18 protein-coding genes, 1 tRNA gene and 1 rRNA gene are annotated in these 16,723 nt (G+C 56.3%); 12 read left to right on the top strand and 8 right to left on the bottom strand.

Going from position 1 to position 16,723, the window contains the following annotated elements:
* Positions 1–175: 175 nt before the first annotated feature.
* Positions 176–2,992, top strand: coding sequence for a DUF349 domain-containing protein (locus E0L35_RS11720; RefSeq protein ID WP_138800374.1), 2,817 nt, complete (start codon positions 176–178; stop codon positions 2,990–2,992).
* A 62-nt stretch (positions 2,993–3,054) separates the two neighbouring features.
* On the opposite strand, the gene phbB is transcribed toward E0L35_RS11720, so the two are convergent.
* Entirely contained in the window at positions 3,055–3,801 is a 747-nt protein-coding gene (phbB, locus tag E0L35_RS11715; RefSeq protein ID WP_138800373.1) for an acetoacetyl-CoA reductase, read from the bottom strand.
* A gap of 271 nt (positions 3,802–4,072) precedes the next feature.
* Here phbB and E0L35_RS11710 point away from each other — a divergent pair.
* A tRNA-Met gene (locus E0L35_RS11710) sits at positions 4,073–4,149 on the top strand.
* A 218-nt stretch (positions 4,150–4,367) separates the two neighbouring features.
* On the opposite strand, the gene E0L35_RS11705 is transcribed toward E0L35_RS11710, so the two are convergent.
* Positions 4,368–5,306 carry a LysR family transcriptional regulator gene (locus E0L35_RS11705; RefSeq protein ID WP_009288551.1) on the bottom strand — a complete coding sequence of 313 codons (939 nt, stop codon included), beginning with the start codon at positions 5,304–5,306 and terminating at the stop codon, positions 4,368–4,370.
* Positions 5,307–5,446: 140 nt separating this feature from the next.
* Between E0L35_RS11705 and E0L35_RS11700 the strand changes: the two genes are divergently transcribed.
* Positions 5,447–6,505 carry an SDR family oxidoreductase gene (locus E0L35_RS11700; protein WP_138800372.1) on the top strand — a complete coding sequence of 353 codons (1,059 nt, stop codon included), beginning with the start codon at positions 5,447–5,449 and terminating at the stop codon, positions 6,503–6,505.
* A 207-nt stretch (positions 6,506–6,712) separates the two neighbouring features.
* Complete coding sequence (locus tag E0L35_RS11695) at positions 6,713–7,657, top strand: tetratricopeptide repeat protein (RefSeq protein WP_027957665.1); 945 nt, start codon at positions 6,713–6,715, stop codon at positions 7,655–7,657.
* A 16-nt stretch (positions 7,658–7,673) separates the two neighbouring features.
* Here the strand turns inward: E0L35_RS11695 and E0L35_RS11690 are convergent, their stop codons facing one another.
* Positions 7,674–8,840 carry a PatB family C-S lyase gene (locus E0L35_RS11690; protein WP_138800371.1) on the bottom strand — a complete coding sequence of 389 codons (1,167 nt, stop codon included), beginning with the start codon at positions 8,838–8,840 and terminating at the stop codon, positions 7,674–7,676.
* Between the two features lie 37 nt (positions 8,841–8,877).
* Here E0L35_RS11690 and E0L35_RS11685 point away from each other — a divergent pair, with 37 nt between their 5' ends.
* The 6 genes from E0L35_RS11685 to E0L35_RS11660 all read left to right on the top strand — a co-directional run bounded on the left by E0L35_RS11685 (position 8,878) and on the right by E0L35_RS11660 (position 12,177).
* Complete coding sequence (locus E0L35_RS11685; RefSeq protein ID WP_022520367.1) at positions 8,878–9,309, top strand: hypothetical protein; 432 nt, start codon at positions 8,878–8,880, stop codon at positions 9,307–9,309.
* 55 nt (positions 9,310–9,364) lie between these two features.
* Positions 9,365–10,171, top strand: a complete 807-nt coding sequence (locus E0L35_RS11680) for a hypothetical protein (RefSeq protein WP_009288548.1) — start codon at positions 9,365–9,367, stop codon at positions 10,169–10,171.
* An 86-nt stretch (positions 10,172–10,257) separates the two neighbouring features.
* Positions 10,258–10,665: a thioesterase family protein gene (locus E0L35_RS11675; RefSeq protein WP_027957662.1), complete on the top strand. Its 408-nt coding sequence runs from the start codon at positions 10,258–10,260 to the stop codon at positions 10,663–10,665.
* A 41-nt stretch (positions 10,666–10,706) separates the two neighbouring features.
* Positions 10,707–11,009, top strand: coding sequence for a hypothetical protein (locus E0L35_RS11670; protein ID WP_007111787.1), 303 nt, complete (start codon positions 10,707–10,709; stop codon positions 11,007–11,009).
* A 12-nt stretch (positions 11,010–11,021) separates the two neighbouring features.
* Positions 11,022–11,543 (top strand): DUF501 domain-containing protein, encoded by a 522-nt coding sequence (locus E0L35_RS11665; protein WP_009288547.1) that lies wholly within the window; start codon positions 11,022–11,024, stop codon positions 11,541–11,543.
* 91 nt (positions 11,544–11,634) lie between these two features.
* A complete protein-coding gene (locus tag E0L35_RS11660) occupies positions 11,635–12,177 on the top strand; it encodes a TIGR00730 family Rossman fold protein (protein WP_009288546.1) in 543 nt (180 codons plus the stop codon).
* 20 nt (positions 12,178–12,197) lie between these two features.
* Here the strand turns inward: E0L35_RS11660 and E0L35_RS11655 are convergent, their stop codons facing one another.
* A complete protein-coding gene (locus E0L35_RS11655; protein WP_027957659.1) occupies positions 12,198–12,710 on the bottom strand; it encodes a hypothetical protein in 513 nt (170 codons plus the stop codon).
* 34 nt (positions 12,711–12,744) lie between these two features.
* Positions 12,745–13,239: a tetratricopeptide repeat protein gene (locus E0L35_RS11650; RefSeq protein WP_009288545.1), complete on the bottom strand. Its 495-nt coding sequence runs from the start codon at positions 13,237–13,239 to the stop codon at positions 12,745–12,747.
* A gap of 249 nt (positions 13,240–13,488) precedes the next feature.
* Between E0L35_RS11650 and E0L35_RS11645 the strand changes: the two genes are divergently transcribed.
* Positions 13,489–14,520, top strand: coding sequence for an NADP(H)-dependent aldo-keto reductase (locus E0L35_RS11645; RefSeq protein ID WP_138800370.1), 1,032 nt, complete (start codon positions 13,489–13,491; stop codon positions 14,518–14,520).
* A gap of 133 nt (positions 14,521–14,653) precedes the next feature.
* Positions 14,654–15,433, top strand: coding sequence for a peroxide stress protein YaaA (yaaA, locus tag E0L35_RS11640; protein WP_138800369.1), 780 nt, complete (start codon positions 14,654–14,656; stop codon positions 15,431–15,433).
* Between the two features lie 10 nt (positions 15,434–15,443).
* Here yaaA and E0L35_RS11635 read toward each other — a convergent pair whose 3' ends face one another.
* From E0L35_RS11635 to rrf, 3 genes are all read right to left on the bottom strand, one after another.
* Positions 15,444–16,019 carry an isochorismatase family protein gene (locus E0L35_RS11635; protein ID WP_138800368.1) on the bottom strand — a complete coding sequence of 192 codons (576 nt, stop codon included), beginning with the start codon at positions 16,017–16,019 and terminating at the stop codon, positions 15,444–15,446.
* A gap of 114 nt (positions 16,020–16,133) precedes the next feature.
* Positions 16,134–16,322 (bottom strand): hypothetical protein, encoded by a 189-nt coding sequence (locus E0L35_RS11630; protein WP_088698775.1) that lies wholly within the window; start codon positions 16,320–16,322, stop codon positions 16,134–16,136.
* A 281-nt stretch (positions 16,323–16,603) separates the two neighbouring features.
* Positions 16,604–16,719, bottom strand: a 5S ribosomal RNA gene (gene rrf, locus E0L35_RS11625).
* Positions 16,720–16,723 lie beyond the last annotated feature (4 nt).

The following is a 16,723-nucleotide window of genomic DNA, read 5'->3' as shown; positions in this document are numbered from 1 at the left end:
CATTTCGTCGTCTAGAAACACTGTAGTCTAAAAACAGTGTGGTCTAGAAGCAGTGTGGCCTAGAAAATAGACGTTTATCACACCATAGTAAGGCCAAGCTAAGCGACAGCGCCGGTGACTGCAACCACTGAGCCGCTTTTTTCATGCTACGCATTTCATACTAGCAGGATGATTCATGCACGGACTGTTAAGACGACTGTTCGCACCTCGGTGGCAGCACCCTGACCCCGAGGTGCGCCGTCAGGCCCTCCAGCGATTGAACCCTGAGCAAGCAGAGCAGCGCCAAGCGCTGCAGTCGCTCACTCAAGATAGCGACAGCCAGATTCGCCTAGCCGCGCTGCTAGCCCTGGATGACTGCGCAGGTCTGGTCGACGCTTACTCGCACCACCAGCAGGATGAGGCCTGGTTTAATGCCGTTTGCCAACGTCTCAGCGGGCGTGAAGGCCATACCGACTTGCACCAACGCCAATCCTTGGTGGAACAGATCGAAGAGCCGCGGATACTGAGCGCGGTTGCCCTGCAGGGTGACAATCTTAATCTACGCTTGACCGCACTGAGCAAACTGGGCGATGAGAATGATCTGATTCAGCAAGCTTGCCACAACGGCGTGGCTGCCGTTCGCCACCAGGCTGCCGAACGCATTGAGGGCGAAGAGGGACTAAAACGGTTGTTAAAAGAGGCCCGCCGCGACCGTCAGGTGGTGCGTTTGGCACGGGAACGCCTCAACCGCTTGCGTAGCGACGCCCAGTGGCTGGAAGCAGAAGCGCAGCAACGCGAAACGCTCCTGAATCAATTAGAGCAGCACGCCCGTGCGCCTTGGGAACCCCTCTATGGCGGCCGCTTTCGCCATCTTGAACGGCAGTGGGAACAGTTGAACCAGCCGCCAAGCGTGGAGCAAGAGCAGCGCTTTCATCAAGCGGTGCTCAATTGCCGCAAGACGCTTCACGACCACGAAACCCAGGAGCAGGCGCGCCAGCAGAGCGACGAGCGCCGTGAAGAAGCCGAAAACACCCGCGAACAGCTGCTTGAAGGCATCGAAGAAACCCTTGATGGCCTGCGCCACGCCTCAGCCATGACCGTGCAGGATATCGACAGCCTGCGCGCCCAGCGCCAACTATTAGGCCAACGCTGGCAGGCGCTTTCTGATATCCATCCGCCCAGTGAGACCATGCGCCAGCGCTACACGTTGGCGATTCATCACTACGACCAGTGCTTAGAGGCATGGCAGCGCTGGTGCGCGGCAAGCGCCCCCATCGAAACCGCATTGGCCAACGGCGACCACGCTACCCTCGCCACGCTGATGAGCGAATGTCAATGGCCGGATGCCTTAACGCCGCCCGCGCTGCTCGGCCGTGCCCAAGCGGCTCTCAACGCGGAAAATACCGCCCCCTCGCAGCCGATAGAAGACAACGCCACCCTAAAAGCACATGGCGCAGAACTCGACACCTTTGAGCACTTGTTAGAGCGCGGCGCCTTTAAAAGTGCCAGCCGTCTGCATCAGCGGCTAAAGCCGCGCATTGAAGCGCTGGAAAGCCCAGCCGCTCAACCGCTCAAAACGCGCTTAAAGCACTTAGCCGCCCGGCTCGCGGAATTACGCGATTGGCGGGGGTTTGTCGCCGGGCCAAAGCGCGAGCAGCTATGTGACAGCATCGAAACCCTCGCGAATGACCGCCATATGGCGGAAGAAGCACTTGACCGCCACCATCGCCAACTGGTCAAAGAGTGGAAATCACTGGGAGATGCGGCGGCTAACCGCGAACAGTCTGCTCGTTTTCGCAGCGCCTCGGATCGCATCCACGAACGTCTCGCCCCTTGGCGAGACCAGCTCAGCGAAGAGCGTGAGGCAAACCTTCAAGCCCGCGAAGCGCTGTGCGATCAGCTGGAAAACCTGCTGGCTCAGCCCGCCGAAGACGCCGACCCCGATGTGCTACGGCAAATCCGCGACAAAGCGCGCCACCAGTGGCGACACTACAGCCCCGTTCCCCGTGAACGCTCCGAGTCCGTTGGGCGGCGCTTTGGTGTCATTCGCCATCAGCTACAGGCGTTGATCGATCAGCGCGCTGAAACTATCGCCGCGCAAAAACGGGATCTGATCAGCCAGGTGAGCGCGCTGCGCAGCGACGAAAGCCAACCTCTTGCACAGCGCATTCACTTGACCAAACAGCTGCAGCAGCAGTGGCGGGCCCTGGGCCGGGCACCCAAAGGCGAAGAGCAAACGCTGTGGAAAACCTTCCGCCACGAATGTGATCAACTCTTTGCCCAGCGCGATGCGCATAAAACTGAGCAGGCAGCGCGCCAGCAACAGCAGCTTGATGAGATGCAAGCCCTCATCGACGAAATGGATAGCTGGCAGCCGATTGAGGCGAGTGAGTCGGCCACGTTGGAGCGCTTTATCGAACAAGCCAATCAACTTGAGCCGTTGCCACGCAATCGGCGCAGCGAAGGCATGCAGCGGCGGATGAGTGGCATCGTGCGTGCGCGCAGAGAACGCTTAAACCGTCTGGCGGTTGCCGATACAGTTCAACAGTGGCATGCGATCATGCCATTAGTGAGCGCTCACTTGACTGCCGACCAGCGCTACCTCGACGAAGGGATCCCAAGCAACGTGGACGCACAAGCGGCTCTCGGCACTTCACTGCCTACCGCCTTTAATGAGGCGCATAACGCACGCAATCAACAGCGCCATAGCGTAGCGGTACCGCTATCAGACGCTGATCACACTCGCATCGCCGACTCCCTCGCCAGACTGAGAGTGCACCTCTCGATGCTGGCCGTGGGTAGCGTGCGGCAGAGCGATGAGCCGCTGCGCTTGGCGATTCAGGTAGAGCGTTTGAATGAAGGCTTCAATCAAGAGCGCAGCCGTGATCAAGAAGTGGTCGACATCCTGGTCGCGCTATTGGCGCTAGGGCCAATGCCAGCCACGCTATGGGACACTGAAGTAGAAGAGCTGGATAACCTGCTTAGCCGACTAGCGCGAGTCCCGCTACCTTAAGCGTTAGCAAGAAAACGGGAGGCTTATAGCCTCCCGTTTGCGCTCTCCTCTTGGGCTAATCACTAGCCCATAAACTGACCACCGTTGATATCGATGTTCGCACCGGTGATAAATCCTGACTCCTTATCGGCTAAGAAGGTAACCAGTCGACCAATCTCCTCTGGCGTGCCATAGCGCTTCACCGGGATTGTTTCCCGGATTGCTTCGCGCACTTTTTCTGGAATATTCATGATCATATCAGTGGCGATATAGCCAGGCGATACGGTATTGACGGTAATCCCTTTGGTCGCTGTTTCCTGTGCCAGCGACATGGTCAAGCCATGCATACCGGCTTTCGCCGCCGCGTAGTTGACTTGGCCAAACTGACCTTTACGGCCGTTGATGGATGAAATATTAATAATTCGACCATAGCCATTCTCAAGCATCATCTCAATGACACTTCGGCAGGTGTTAAAAACGCTGTTGAGGTTGGTATCAATCACTTCGTACCACTGCTCGTAAGACATTTTTTTCATGGTGCCATCACGGGTGATCCCCGCACAGTTCACCAACACACTAATAGGGCCATACTTGTCGTGGATTTGGCGGGCTCCTTCCAGGCAGGCGTTGTGGTCAGAAAGGTCGATACCCGACAATTCGATATTGCGATAGCCGTCGGCGTGCTGCGTTTCTAGCCAGGTCTTAGCCTTGTCGGGGTTGCGATAACCCGCCACGACCAGATATCCCGCATCTGCCAACGAACGACAAATTGCCGTACCGATACCACCAGTTCCACCAGTTACCCAGGCGACGGGGGCTTGATTGGCCATTGACTACCTCCCTGAAATGACAAATGACTTGGATCTCAAAGCACGCACATCGCGCCGCAAGCCATTGTGAATAAGCGCGACTGCGCCTGTATTACCCTAGTGCATAATTTTCTTGAACAATGCACCAACGTAAGCTTTTTGTTATGGCTATATAAAGCATAGCTGCACTTACCCCATGTTGCCGCAGGTCATAATCAACGGCTATAAGCCAAACGTGTTAATCACTCTATTGACTTCACCTAAAACTTCTGTAGAATACGCCACACGTTGATGCGGGGTGGAGCAGTCTGGTAGCTCGTCGGGCTCATAACCCGAAGGTCATCGGTTCAAATCCGGTCCCCGCTACCAATATTTTTAAAGGCAGATCAGTTACTTACTGGTCTGCCTTTTTTTATTGCCTAGAGTTCGGTGAGAGTAGTCAGAAAAGCTCTCGGGTTCAGCGTCTCATCCCCCCCTGAAGGCCATCGGTTCGCTTTTATTCTAAAGCCAAAGCCAGCGAATCTCGCTATCCAATACAACAGAGAAAGCCGTTATCGAAAGGCAGCGGCTTTTTTGTGCCTGAACCCTTACACCGCCAGCTGCTCACGCCAGCGATCCCATTCTGGTGTAGATCCAACCATCTCAAACAGATGATCCAAAAAAGCGCTTACCTTGCGGGTGTGCAGCCGACGCTGGGCGTAGAGCACGTGGATATCGCGCCTGCCTGGCACGACTTCACATCGCCACGCTTCGAGCAGAGGCAGCAGTTTGCCCGAGGCCAGCTCATCAGCGATCAGCCAGGTGGGAAACATCACCAGTCCCTGCCCCATTAGCGCGGCACGCACCAGGCTCTCGGCATCGTTGCTATACAGGCTGCCGTCGACTTTGTAAGCAAAGGCTTGCGGCTGCTCGGCATGATGGAAGTACCAGCGCTGACGACCCATTTCACCTTGGTAGAGCAGGCAGTCGTGGTGTTCAAGGTCATCTGGGGTATTGGGCCTACCGCAGCGCTGTATATAGGTGGGGGCAGCAACCACAACGTAGTTCATTGACGCTAGGCGGCGTGCCACCAGCGTTGAATCGGCCAATTCGCCGACACGAAAGGTAATATCGATGCCCTCGCGCACCGGGTCGGTCAGTTGATCGGTTAACATCAGTTCGGCTTTGATCGCCGGGTAGCGGCGTTGAAAGTGATGCAGAATCGGCACGATTTGGCGCTGGCCGAAAGCCACGGGAGCATTGAGGCGCAGCACGCCGCTAGGCGCTGTATTGGGGGCCGTTAGCGCTTCCGTCGCCAGGTCGAGTCGTTCAAGTATCTCGCGAACTTCCTGATAGTAGCGCAAACCTGCCTCGGTCAGCGTCACGGCGCGGGTGTGGCGATAGAACAGTTGCTGACCAAGCGCCTCCTCTAAAGAGGCAATCTGACGCGAAACCGACGACACGGCGCGATGAAAGTGGCGTGCGGTGGCGGTAAAACTTCCTGTCGCGGCGACGCGCTCAAAGATGCGTAGCGCATTGAGATCCATCGAGTTGCTCCTAGTGCAATAAAGATTTGCGATTTTTCCAATTGTAGCAATGATTCTTGGCGACCAGACTGCTTTTCATCGGACACAAAGCACATTTCCACTGCCCGTTCCGAAAATTTTGTCTACAAAAGGAGTTAACGATGCGCAAAGGCACCGCATTAGTCGTCGGCGCGACCGGCATCACTGGTGGCAACTTAGCCAGCTACCTCACCGCTAGCGGGTGGAGTGTCTATGGATTATCTCGTCGCCCCTCTGATCAAGCAGGGGTAATTCCCGTCGCTGCCGATCTGTTAGATCGAGAGGCTACGGCGGAAGCACTGGCGGGGCTACCCATCACCCACGTGTTTTATTGCACTTGGGTGCGGCGCGAAAATGAAAAGGCTAACGTCGAGGCCAACGGCGCAATGATGCACAACTTGCTCGACGCTCTGCAGGGCGCAAGCTTAGCGCATGTCTCGCTGGTGACCGGCACCAAGCAGTACCTGGGTGCCTTCGAGAACTACGGTAGCGGTAAAACCGAGACGCCGTTTCGTGAATCAGCGCCCCGCGTACCTGGCGAGAACTTTTACTACACCCTCGAAGACATCATGTTCGCGAAGGCGGGTCGGGACGGCTTTAGCTGGAACGTGCACCGTCCGCACACGGTCATCGGCTATGCCCGCGGTAACGCCATGAACATGGGCGTGACGCTGGCGGTTTACGCCTCTATCTGCAAAGCAACGGGCAAGCCGTTCACATTCCCTGGCTCGCAGGTGCAGTGGAACGCCTTGACCGATCTAACCGATTCGCTGGTGTTGGCGCGGCAGATGGAGTGGGCGGCGACCACGCCCGGTGCCCACAATGAGGCCTTTAATACGGTCAATGGCGATGTGTTCCGCTGGCGTCGACTGTGGCATGAAATTGGCGAATTCTTCGAGCTTGAAGTAGCCGACTGCCCGGAAACGCCACAACCGCTCGAAACCCAGATGGCCGACATTGCGCCTACCTGGGCCGAGATTGTCGAAAAGAACGAGCTAGTCGAAGCCGATGTCAGCAAGTTAGCCTCCTGGTGGCACACCGATGCCGACCTGGGGCGCGAGCTTGAGTGCGTCAACGATGTCACCAAGTCGCGAGATTTCGGCTTTGATCACTTCCGTGAAACACGCGCGGCGTTTTTCGATCTGTTCGCTCGCCTACGCGCGGAGCGCATCATTCCTTAAGTAATTTCAGAAGCAATTTCAGAAACAATGCCAAAAATAGTAGCTCATCCAGGGCGCCTAACCGCGCCCTGTTTCTGCTTTATCAGGTTCACGTAGCTTGATACCCACTAGCAGTGAGTTTTATTTCCCTCCTCTTCCTTGAATCCACCGGCAAATGCCTGCATATCATGGGGAACTATTGTTCATTTTTTGATGCCGAGTCTACCCATGCAAATTATCGATCCCCGCTCAGGTAAGCCGCTTACGGCGGATACCGGAAGTGCTGACGCTACCGCGCCTAACGCTGAACAAGCGGCGGTGCGCCCTGAAGATGTCATTATCGAGCTCAATGCTGGCAATATTCAGCAGGTGCTTGAAGCGTCCATGCAGGTGCCGGTGCTAATGGGCTGCTACTCGCCGTCCAACGCAAGCAGCAGCACCCTGCTCGCGGTGCTGGAGAAGCTGGTGGTTGAGTACGCGGGCGCTTTCCTGCTCGGCAAGCTCGATATTGAAGCAAACCCCGAAATCGGCGGCCAACTGGGCGTGCGTTCTGTGCCCGATGTGAAGCTGATTAGCCAGGGCGGCTTGGTGGATGGTTTCCAGGGCGCTCTGCCGGAGAAAGAAGTGCGCGAGTGGCTCAATCGCTACTTCCCAGCCCCCGGCGAAGCGCCGCCTACCCCTGAAGAGCAGGCGGAAGAAGCGCTTAAAGCCGGTGACACCGCCGCTGCCCGCGAGATTTATCAAACCCTAATGGGCCAGTACCCAGAGCACTATGCCTACCAGGTAGCCTTCGCACGGGTATTGGTGGCCGAAGGGCGCGGCAGTGAGGCCCGTGAAGTACTCGATAACCTGCCCCCGGAAGAGCGCGACGCGGCACCTGCGCGTGGCGTACGCGCCAGCATCGAGTTTAGCGAGCAGGCACTCTCAGCCGAAGAGATTGCTGCCCTGGGCGATCGTACCGATAGCGAAGCGCAGTACCAGCGCGCCCTGCGCCAAGTGGCCGACGGTCATTATGATGAAGGGCTGGAGGCGCTGCTGGCACTGATGAAGCAGGATCGCGCCTATAATGATGACGCCGCGCGTAAAACGCTGCTGCAGGTATTCGACGCCCTGGGCGCCGACCACCCGCTGACCGTTGCTTACCGCCGTAAGCTCTTTGCGATGCTGTACTAAGGTCTTCTGAAGGCTCTCAATCCTGCTTCAGCAGGGAATCCATACGAGACAGCGCCGCTTCCAGCTGGGAAGCGGTGGTACCAAAGTTAAGCCGCACGAAGCCGGGGCAGCCAAAGGCCGCCCCGTCCGAAAGCGCTACTCCCGCCTCTTTCAGCAACGTCTTGTAGGGCGCCTCACCTAACCCTGCCTCGCGCATATCCAGCCAAGCCAGATAGGTCGACTCCGGCGCACTCCAGCGCACGCCCGGCCAAGCCGCTACGCGTGCCTGCAGCGTCCCACGATGCTCACGTAACACGCTTAACAGCTCCTGGCGCCACGGCTCGCCATGTCGATACGCTGCTTCCGCCGCGACCAAGCCGAGCACGTTGCCATCGGGAAGTAACCCCTTGGTAGCCGCCGCAAAGCGCTCACGCAGTGCGGGGTCGGAAATCACCGCGCAGGCGCTGGTTAAGCCCGCTAGGTTAAAGGTTTTCGACGGTGCCCATAGCGTAATGGTGCGCTTCGCTAATTCAGGAAATGCCGCGGCTAACGGGCGGTGCTGGGCGCCTTCGTCCAATAACAGGTCGCAGTGCAGCTCATCGGAGACCACCCAAAGGTCGTGGCGCTCCACTAGCTCAGCCAGCGCTGCAAGCTCCTCATGGCGCCACACTCGCCCCGTAGGGTTGTGGGGCTGGCACCACAGCAGCAAGCGCGTACGTGGCGTAATAGCGGCCTCCAAGGCATCAATATCGAGCTGCCAAGGCTCATTGGGTGCTGAAGGCGCTGCCAGCATCGCCTGCTGGGGTAGTCGCCCGGTGCGCTTTGCAACCTCTAAAAATGGCGGGTAGATCGGCGCTACCGTCAATACACCGTCGCCTGGCTCGGTCAGCGTTAACGCGGCCAGGTGCAAAGCTGGCACGACGCCCGGCAGCCACTGCTGCCACTCCGGCTGAATGGGCCAGTCATAGTGGTGGGCGCTCCACTGGCACAGGGTTTCTGTTAACGTAGCAGGCACTTCGCCATAGCCATATACACCGTGGGCCACGCGCGCCTGCAGTGCATCAATCACCTCAGGCGGGGAGCGAAAATCCATATCGGCGACCCAAAGGGGCAGTACGTCGTCGCCGTAGCGGTGCCATTTTTGCGATGCCCAGCCACCTTCTGGGTGGCGTCGCTCCACAGGCGTGGCAAAATCGTAGGCCATGAAAAATCTCACTCATTCAATAGGGGTTGTGCCAAGCATGCCGCAAGATGACTTTTATACCAAGATGCGGGCGGGGCTATCGGCGCTGTTGCGGCAATGGCGCTCGCTTGGGCAAGCGAATACGGATCAGCTAGCGCTCATTTTGGCTGAAACAGCACGGGTAGCTAAATTAGGTACACCCGACGCCACGCCCAGCGGCGCCACCCTGGAGCAGTGGAGCCAGGATGAGCTAGGTGAAATGCCGCTATGGGCGCCGCGCACTGCGGTCTTTCTGCTCAATCAAATGCCCGCTCGCCCGACCCCCGATAGCGACGCCGAAGCCTGCGCCTGGGCTTACTGCTGGCTGCGCAACCGTTCGTTTGATTCACTCCAAGCGGCGCAGGAGGCGCTCCCCGCGCACTTGAAAGCGCCCCTAAAAGATGCCCTTGAGGCCGCATGGCGCGACCAGCAAGGCCTGCGTTTGGTTTAATTCATGAGCTCGCAGGCTGACAGTACCCAAACAATAACAGCAAGGAAAACGCCGCATGATTGAAGTCCCTCTCACTTGGCAGCTAGCGAAATTAGGGCTCTCGATCAGCATGGTGCTGGGGCTAGGCGCGATTGCCGTGCGTGCTAGCCCGCGCATGGCGGGCCTGCTGGCGGGCTATCCGTTAGGCACGGCCTTGGCGCTATTTTTTATCGGCTTGGAAATTTCCCCTCAGTTTGCGACCCAAAGTGCGGTGCATACCCTGGCGGGCTTTACGGCCACAATGGCGCTAGGGGCCGGTTATTGGATGGCAGGACGACAGCCGGGCGTTAAAGGTGTCATTGGCGGCGTGGCGGGCGGCTTGGTTGCCTGGCTCGCCGTTAGCACGCTGCTCGCTCAGTTTAACTTCACGCGTTTGAGCGGCACGCTGGTGACGCTATGCGCCATTGCTCTGTTCAGCGGCTTATTTCGCAGCATTACTGATGTCAGGATACCCGCCAGCAGAACGTTTTCGTTACCGGCGCTTGCCGCCCGCGCGGCACTTGCCACGGTGATCATATTTACCATTACCAGTCTGGCCCACTGGCTGCCGCCCGCCTGGGCGGGAACGTTGGCCGCCTTTCCCGTCACGATGCTGCCTTTTTTGCTGATCCTACACCTGAACCATGGGGCAGCGCCGGTGGCGACGGTGATCAAGCACTACCCGATGGGACTTGGCTCGCTACTGAGTTACACGCTATGTGTTTCCTATACTTACAGCACACTAGGGTTGCTATGGGGCACATTGGTCGGCTTCGCTGCTGCCACGCTATGGCTGTTGGGGTGGATGCAACTCATTGCGTGGTATCAACGCCGCACCGCTTGACCAAGCGCTTGCTTGGGTTAATCCTAAACGTTGCCGTTGCGATTACCCCTACTAATAACCTGTTTTTTTAATAACAAGGACAAGCCATGTTTACCCGTACCATTGAGCCCGCCTTTTACGATACTGACGCCTTAGGGCACATTAACAACACCCGCCTGCCAGCGTGGTTTGAGCTTGCCCGAAATGACTTGTTCAAACTCTTTACCCCTGATTTAAACCCCAAGCAGTGGCGCTTGATTATGGCGCGCATGGAAGTCGACTACCGGGCTGAACTGTTTTACGGTCACGATATCGAAATACGTACTTACTTAACGCGATTAGGCAATAGCTCGTTTACAGTCACCCAAGAGGCGCGGCAGCACGGCAAGCTCACTAACCTGGGCCATACGGTTATGGTGCAGTATGACCACCAGGCCAAGTGCGCCATGCCTATTGAGGGTGACCTGCGCGAGGCGCTAATGTCGCACCTTCAAGACGCGCCTGAGCCCGCCTGATCGACGCTGCCCTGCACTACCGGGGCAACAGGAGCCTTATAATGGCAATCCGCTACAACCTCTGGATAGACCCTGACAACGTCGCCCAGCATCGCGCCGTGGAGGCAGACCTTGAGCGCTATTTTATTGAGCGCTTTGCCGACTATCCGCATATCCGCTTGTTTGGTGCCGATCCCTACGATTATGATGCCCCCTTCAATCGCCTTTATGACGTGCTAATGGCACGAGCCGCTGAATACTGTGAGCGGACGTGGTGCTATGTCGCGTCGCCTGAACAGCTCAATCGCTGCTTTTTCCGTGCCGTTGGCCGCTCGACTAAATTTGTTCAAGACGACCGTTCGTGAGAGACCAACCCAATGGTGATACGCACCAACCAAGCGCCTGACGAACGTCAGCTCGCCATTATTGCCCAGCAGCTTGGCCGCGCACCGCGTGGTATCGAAGCGGTAGCCGCCACCGACGGTGAAGGTACACCGCTAGTACTGCGTATGGCGCCGATTGTCGATGGTAAACCCTTCCCCACCCTGTATTGGCTCTGTTCCGATGTTCTGAAAGTTGAGATTTCCCGCATCGAAGCCGTTGGGGTTATCAAAGCGCTCGAACAACGCCTACAGGAAGAGCCTGAATTTCTTGAGGCTTACCAACAGAGCCATCGCGACTATGTGACCGCTCGCTGGGACTATATGAGTAATGCTCAGCGTGAAGAAGTCGCTAAGCTGGGTTACACCAACGTGATGACCGAACGCGGCATTGGCGGCATTAGCAACTGGCATCAGATACGCTGCCTGCACACCCAGTACGCCCACCACCTGTGCGGTGATAATGTGATTGGGCAGTGGATGGATGAGCATCATCAGGTAGACCGCTGTTTACCCTAAGCCCCTTTTAACCTAAGCCTCGTAGTAATCTCGTTTTCTTTTTGGCTACGGTTTTAGTCACGTTCATTTTTTAACGACAGGAAATAAACGAATGGCTCGAATTTGCGTTTATCTTGGCTCCCGTGAAGGTAACAGCCCTGCCTTCCGCCAGGCCACCAATCAACTGGGGCGCACCCTCGCTGAACGCGGCCACACGTTGGTTTATGGTGGGGCACGCGTTGGCCTGATGGGCGAGCTGGCTAACGCAGCACTTGAGGCCGGTGGTGAAGTCATTGGTGTGATGCCCGACCACCTGGTGGAGCGCGAACAGGCCCACTTTGGCTTGAGCGAGCTGATTCGGGTGCGCAACATGCACGAACGCAAAGCCACCATGGCGGCCAACGCCGATGCTTTTATTGCCTTACCCGGCGGGATTGGCACCTTGGAAGAGCTGTTTGAAATATGGACGTGGGGCTATCTAGGCCTGCATGAAAAACCGATGGGGTTGCTGAACATCGACGAGTTCTATTCGCCGCTGCTGACCTTTTTAGACAGCACGGTTAGTCATGGCTTTTTGGCGTCTCCCACCCGCGAAATGCTGCTCGATGCACCGTCCCCCAATGAGTTGCTTGAGGCGCTGGAGGCCCAGCTATAAAACTGGTGAGGGAAGAGTTACTAACGTCCCGGGTGCTCGGTGAGCTTGCGGGTATGCTGATAGGTAAGCTGCAGTAAACGGGCATCTTCACCTGCCCGGTGGCGGTGAATACCCTGTTCGGCGATCAGCGCTTCTTTGGTGTCGCTCCACACTGCCTGCTGCTCTTCGCTAAGCAGAATTCTTAGCGCCTCAAGGCGAAAACGCGGCAGCATACCCGCATGATGGAAGAGCAGCGACAGCCAGGTATTGTCGTACCCCCAACTATCGCTGTACGCCTTACCCAGCTCGCGTAGTTCATCGTTCAGCCAGTGGGCGACCTGGCGTACCGGGTAGCCCTCCTGAATAAGGCGATCACGGGAGATGCCATGCAGCAGTTCAGCCTTGGGATCCCAGTGCGTCCACTCTTCCAGCGGTTGAATGAGAAAAGCACAGCAGCTTCCATCGGCACGGGCGATGCCTACTTCAATGGGGTAGCTGCCGCGCCCAAATCCGGACGCTTCAATATCTAGCACTGTGGGTAGCGTCTCGGACACAACCTTCCTCACTCAATCAAAACGCGGTAACGCTTCATGCGGCGGCCACGCTATTTAGTGCCAGCTGATCCGCCTGTCGCTGCCAGTAAGCCGCACGCTCACCATCTACCGCCAAGCCTAATTCACCCAAGCGATAAGCGCGAGCAAGCCGCTCTGCGGCGAGATAGTGCCCAGACTGGGCGGCGCGTGCGTACCAGGTCACCGCGTAATCTTCACGGCGCGGGTACTGGGCACAGCCATGTTCGTGGATTTGTGCCACCTGGTACTGTGACTTTACATCCCCGGCATGCGCAGCTTCCAGAACGTACCGCGCTCCGCGCGCTTTGTCCTGGGGCGTCTGACTGCGATGAAACAGCATATGGCCGTATACGGAGAGCGCGTCTGGGTGACCCGCTTCCGCACAGCGCTTAAACAAGCGCATCGTTAAACGCTGGGTGCGCGGTGAACGCGGCAACAGCCAGTGATTATGAAACAGCCGTTCAGCTAGGCGAAATTCTAGCCGAGTAAACAACGTTGATGCCTGCAGCATGGCAAACCACCCTGCCTGTCGTCTGTTGGAACCTTGGGCTAGCAGTCACAAAAATAACTGCCAACCACACGAGAAACCGGCCTTTAGCCGGTCGATGGGCTGGCAAGCATACGCCTGCCTTTGCGACGACTCAACCCCATTAATTTGCTGCTTGCAATGAGCCTCGCTAACATGCCATTCATACGCCGTTTACCAGCCTGGTAATGGTGGCTTATCTTGTGGCAATTCCGCCTTAGTAAGGAGATAAAAATGCAAACGCGCCCACTTGGCAGAACCGGCATGGAGGTAAGTCGACTCTGTTTAGGCACGATGACGTTTGGCGAGCAAAACAGCGAAGCTGAAGCCCACGAGCAGCTTGATAGAGCCGTGGCGTTTGGCATCAATTTTATTGATACCGCAGAAATGTACCCCGTTCCGCCCATGGCCCAGACCCAGGGCTTAACTGAGCGCTATATTGGCAGTTGGCTTAAGCAGCGTGGCGCCAGGGACGATCTGATCATAGCCACCAAGGCCGCAGGCCCAGGGCTTGACCATATACGGAGTGGCCCGCGTTTAACCCGTGAGCATATTCATCAGGCCATCGATACAAGCCTGGAGCGCTTGAACACCGATTACGTTGACCTTTACCAACTGCACTGGCCCGACCGTCAAACCAATTTCTTTGGCAAGCTAGGCTACGTTCATAGCGAAGACGAAGATGCGACGCCGCTAGAAGAGACGCTTGATGCGCTGAAAGAGCTGGTTGATGCAGGCAAAGTACGGGCTATTGGGCTCTCTAATGACACGCCCTGGGGCGTGATGCGCTCACTGCAGCTTGCCGATAAGCTAGATTTACCGCGTGTGGCGTCTATTCAAAACCCCTACAACCTTCTAAATCGCTCTTTTGAAGTTGGTTTGGCTGAAATTGCCCACCGTGAAGATGTCGGTCTACTTGCTTATTCACCGCTAGGGTTTGGGGTACTCTCAGGTAAATACCTGAATGGCGCGCAACCACCCAAAGGTCGTTTGACGCTGTATGAGCGCTTCAAGCGTTACACCTCGCCCGAAGCCGAGGCGGCCACCCAGGCTTACGTTGCGCTTGCTGAAAAGCACGAGCTAGACCCTGCGCAAATGGCGCTGGCGTTTGTTAACTCTCGCAGCTTCTTGACCAGCAATATCATTGGTGCGACCACCATGGAGCAGTTGGAAAGCAATCTTGCCAGCGAGAGCCTCAAGCTGGACAACGAAGTGCTAGAGGCAATCGAAGATATTCACCGCCGTATGCCCAATCCCTGTCCTTAAAACAAACAGTCCTTAAAAACAGCCGACTCTCATAAGGCTATCACCGCTATAGCCTCGGCCTTTGCCGAGGCTTGGTATACTGAGCCCACTTATATCAGGCTTTTATTTATCAGGGCACGACCAGGAGCATGCGATGCTGAGCGTTATCTCTCCCGCTAAAACGCTAGATTTTGAAACCCCACCGACCACAGAGCAGGTGACACAACCTGACTTTCTAAAACACAGCCAAGCGCTGATCACTATTTTGCGCGACTACTCGCCCCAGCAAATCAGTGAACTTATGGGCATCAGCGATAAACTGGCGGGGCTGAATGCGGCGCGTTTTGAGGAGTGGCACCCTCCTTTCACTCTGAGCAATGCCAAACCTGCTGCACAGGCTTTTCAGGGCGACGTTTATACCGGCCTGCAAGCAGAAAACTTCAGCGAAGCGGAAAACCGTTACGCACAGTCGCATCTGCGCATACTTTCTGGCCTATATGGCCTGCTGCGGCCGCTGGATTTGATTCAGGCCTACCGCCTGGAAATGGGCACCAAGCTGCCTAACAGTGCCGGTAAGGATCTGTATGCCTATTGGAAGCCCATCCTGGCACCTGCACTTAATGAAGCCATTGCAGAAAGCGGCTCCAACGTGCTGGTTAATCTCGCCTCGAATGAGTACTTCAAAGCGGTAGATACCAAGCAGCTTAATGCCCGGATCATTACGCCGGTGTTTAAAGATGAGAAAAACGGCACCTTTAAAATCATCAGCTTCTACGCCAAAAAAGCGCGTGGACTGATGAGCGCTTGGCTTATCCAGGAACAGGTCAACGATCCAGATGAACTCAAGGCGTTCGATGTGGCAGGTTATCGTTTCGATGCATCGGCATCCCAGGGGGATACCTTCGTTTTCACTCGTAAAGAAGCCGATCGCTAAAGCGAATGGCCTAATAGAAACGTACGGGGCGTGACGCGCGCGGCTTCAAAAAGCGCTGGTGCGCCTCTTTGAACAGCGCTGTATCGCAACGGTGAAGCCACTCATAAGCCACCATATCTGCCGTCACCGCCACAGCACCGCTCGCGCAGGCGCGCTCACGGGCAAACGCAGCCTCTTGCGGGCGTCGGCTGGCAGAGGCGTCGCTCAGCCAGTACAACTCGTAGCCTGCCTCTAATAGCCCTAAACCCGTTTGCAGCACGCAGATGTGCGCTTCTGTTCCACACAGTATAATCTGTGTTTTACCCGTTGCGTTTAGCGCTTCACGAAATTCAGTTTCCGCCATGGCCCCAAAATGCTGTTTCTGCCAGAGCTGATAGTCATTTAGGCAGGCAAGCAGTGACGCTGAGGCCCCCCCCAGTTTTTCTGGAGACTGTTCGGTTAACCATACCGGCACCTCAAGCAAGCACGCCATTTCGCCTAGCCAAGCCGCCTCGTTAACGGCTTCTTGACCGCCATCGATCACCGGCAGTAACCCTGCCTGGAAATCGACCATTAACAGCAAGCTTTTATCGCGTTGTAGTAGCACGTTGCCACCTCATTTTTATCGTTATTTAGGCTAACCATAATAGACGCGATACAAACAATAAAGCAGCCGCTTTTCAGCGACTGCTTCGGTTAACTCATCAAACAAATGCTCGGCCTAGTTCTCGGCTGCCTCTTCCATATCTTCGCCGAGCTCTTCCATGCTCTCACCGGCATCTTCTGCGGCGTCATCAATGTTTTCACCCGCTTCTTCAGCAGGGCCTTGATCGTCACAAGCGATCAGTCCGCCCGCCATCAAAGCCATAAATAGAGCGATTGCTAACTTCTTGGCTACTTGCGTCGTCATACCTTTTCTCCTCCTGAGATTTTACTTCTGGGTACGTGCAGCATAATACTAGATGCTGCGTGGCAACAATACCATGTTAAATGCACAAGCTATTGTTATATATGGCATAAAACACCAGAAAATCGCACGTTAGTGTGAGGTGTGAGCAGGGTATTCGTTAGATACCCCTACACCAACGTTTTCTACTCACTATTCCCCCTCTCTCCTCACTCTTTACCCCTCACGCCCATGCAAAAAAAATCCCCCAAGGCATCAGCCCTGGGGGATTTTTCATAATAAGTGCCTGACGATGACCTACTCTCGCATGGGGAGACCCCACACTACCATCGGCGCTAAGCGGTTTCACTTCTGAGTTCGGCAAGGGATCAGGTGGTTCACGCGTGCTATGGTCGTCAGGCGTA

Source organism: Halomonas sp. ATBC28, from assembly GCF_005937175.1.
In the GTDB taxonomy this organism is placed as follows: domain Bacteria; phylum Pseudomonadota; class Gammaproteobacteria; order Pseudomonadales; family Halomonadaceae; genus Vreelandella; species Vreelandella titanicae.
This window is presented reverse-complemented; position numbering and strand designations above follow the sequence as displayed.

What these genes read in the sequence shown, in the direction of transcription:
- E0L35_RS11720 (WP_138800374.1), top strand. Translation starts at nt 176, where the DNA reads ATGCACGGACTGTTAAGACGACTGTTCGCACCTCGGTGGCAGCACCCT.
- phbB (WP_138800373.1), bottom strand. Translation starts at nt 3,801, where the DNA reads ATGGCCAATCAAGCCCCCGTCGCCTGGGTAACTGGTGGAACTGGTGGT.
- E0L35_RS11705 (WP_009288551.1), bottom strand. Translation starts at nt 5,306, where the DNA reads ATGGATCTCAATGCGCTACGCATCTTTGAGCGCGTCGCCGCGACAGGA.
- E0L35_RS11700 (WP_138800372.1), top strand. Translation starts at nt 5,447, where the DNA reads ATGCGCAAAGGCACCGCATTAGTCGTCGGCGCGACCGGCATCACTGGT.
- E0L35_RS11695 (WP_027957665.1), top strand. Translation starts at nt 6,713, where the DNA reads ATGCAAATTATCGATCCCCGCTCAGGTAAGCCGCTTACGGCGGATACC.
- E0L35_RS11690 (WP_138800371.1), bottom strand. Translation starts at nt 8,840, where the DNA reads ATGGCCTACGATTTTGCCACGCCTGTGGAGCGACGCCACCCAGAAGGT.
- E0L35_RS11685 (WP_022520367.1), top strand. Translation starts at nt 8,878, where the DNA reads ATGCCGCAAGATGACTTTTATACCAAGATGCGGGCGGGGCTATCGGCG.
- E0L35_RS11680 (WP_009288548.1), top strand. Translation starts at nt 9,365, where the DNA reads ATGATTGAAGTCCCTCTCACTTGGCAGCTAGCGAAATTAGGGCTCTCG.
- E0L35_RS11675 (WP_027957662.1), top strand. Translation starts at nt 10,258, where the DNA reads ATGTTTACCCGTACCATTGAGCCCGCCTTTTACGATACTGACGCCTTA.
- E0L35_RS11670 (WP_007111787.1), top strand. Translation starts at nt 10,707, where the DNA reads ATGGCAATCCGCTACAACCTCTGGATAGACCCTGACAACGTCGCCCAG.
- E0L35_RS11665 (WP_009288547.1), top strand. Translation starts at nt 11,022, where the DNA reads ATGGTGATACGCACCAACCAAGCGCCTGACGAACGTCAGCTCGCCATT.
- E0L35_RS11660 (WP_009288546.1), top strand. Translation starts at nt 11,635, where the DNA reads ATGGCTCGAATTTGCGTTTATCTTGGCTCCCGTGAAGGTAACAGCCCT.
- E0L35_RS11650 (WP_009288545.1), bottom strand. Translation starts at nt 13,239, where the DNA reads ATGCTGCAGGCATCAACGTTGTTTACTCGGCTAGAATTTCGCCTAGCT.
- E0L35_RS11645 (WP_138800370.1), top strand. Translation starts at nt 13,489, where the DNA reads ATGCAAACGCGCCCACTTGGCAGAACCGGCATGGAGGTAAGTCGACTC.
- yaaA (WP_138800369.1), top strand. Translation starts at nt 14,654, where the DNA reads ATGCTGAGCGTTATCTCTCCCGCTAAAACGCTAGATTTTGAAACCCCA.
- E0L35_RS11630 (WP_088698775.1), bottom strand. Translation starts at nt 16,322, where the DNA reads ATGACGACGCAAGTAGCCAAGAAGTTAGCAATCGCTCTATTTATGGCT.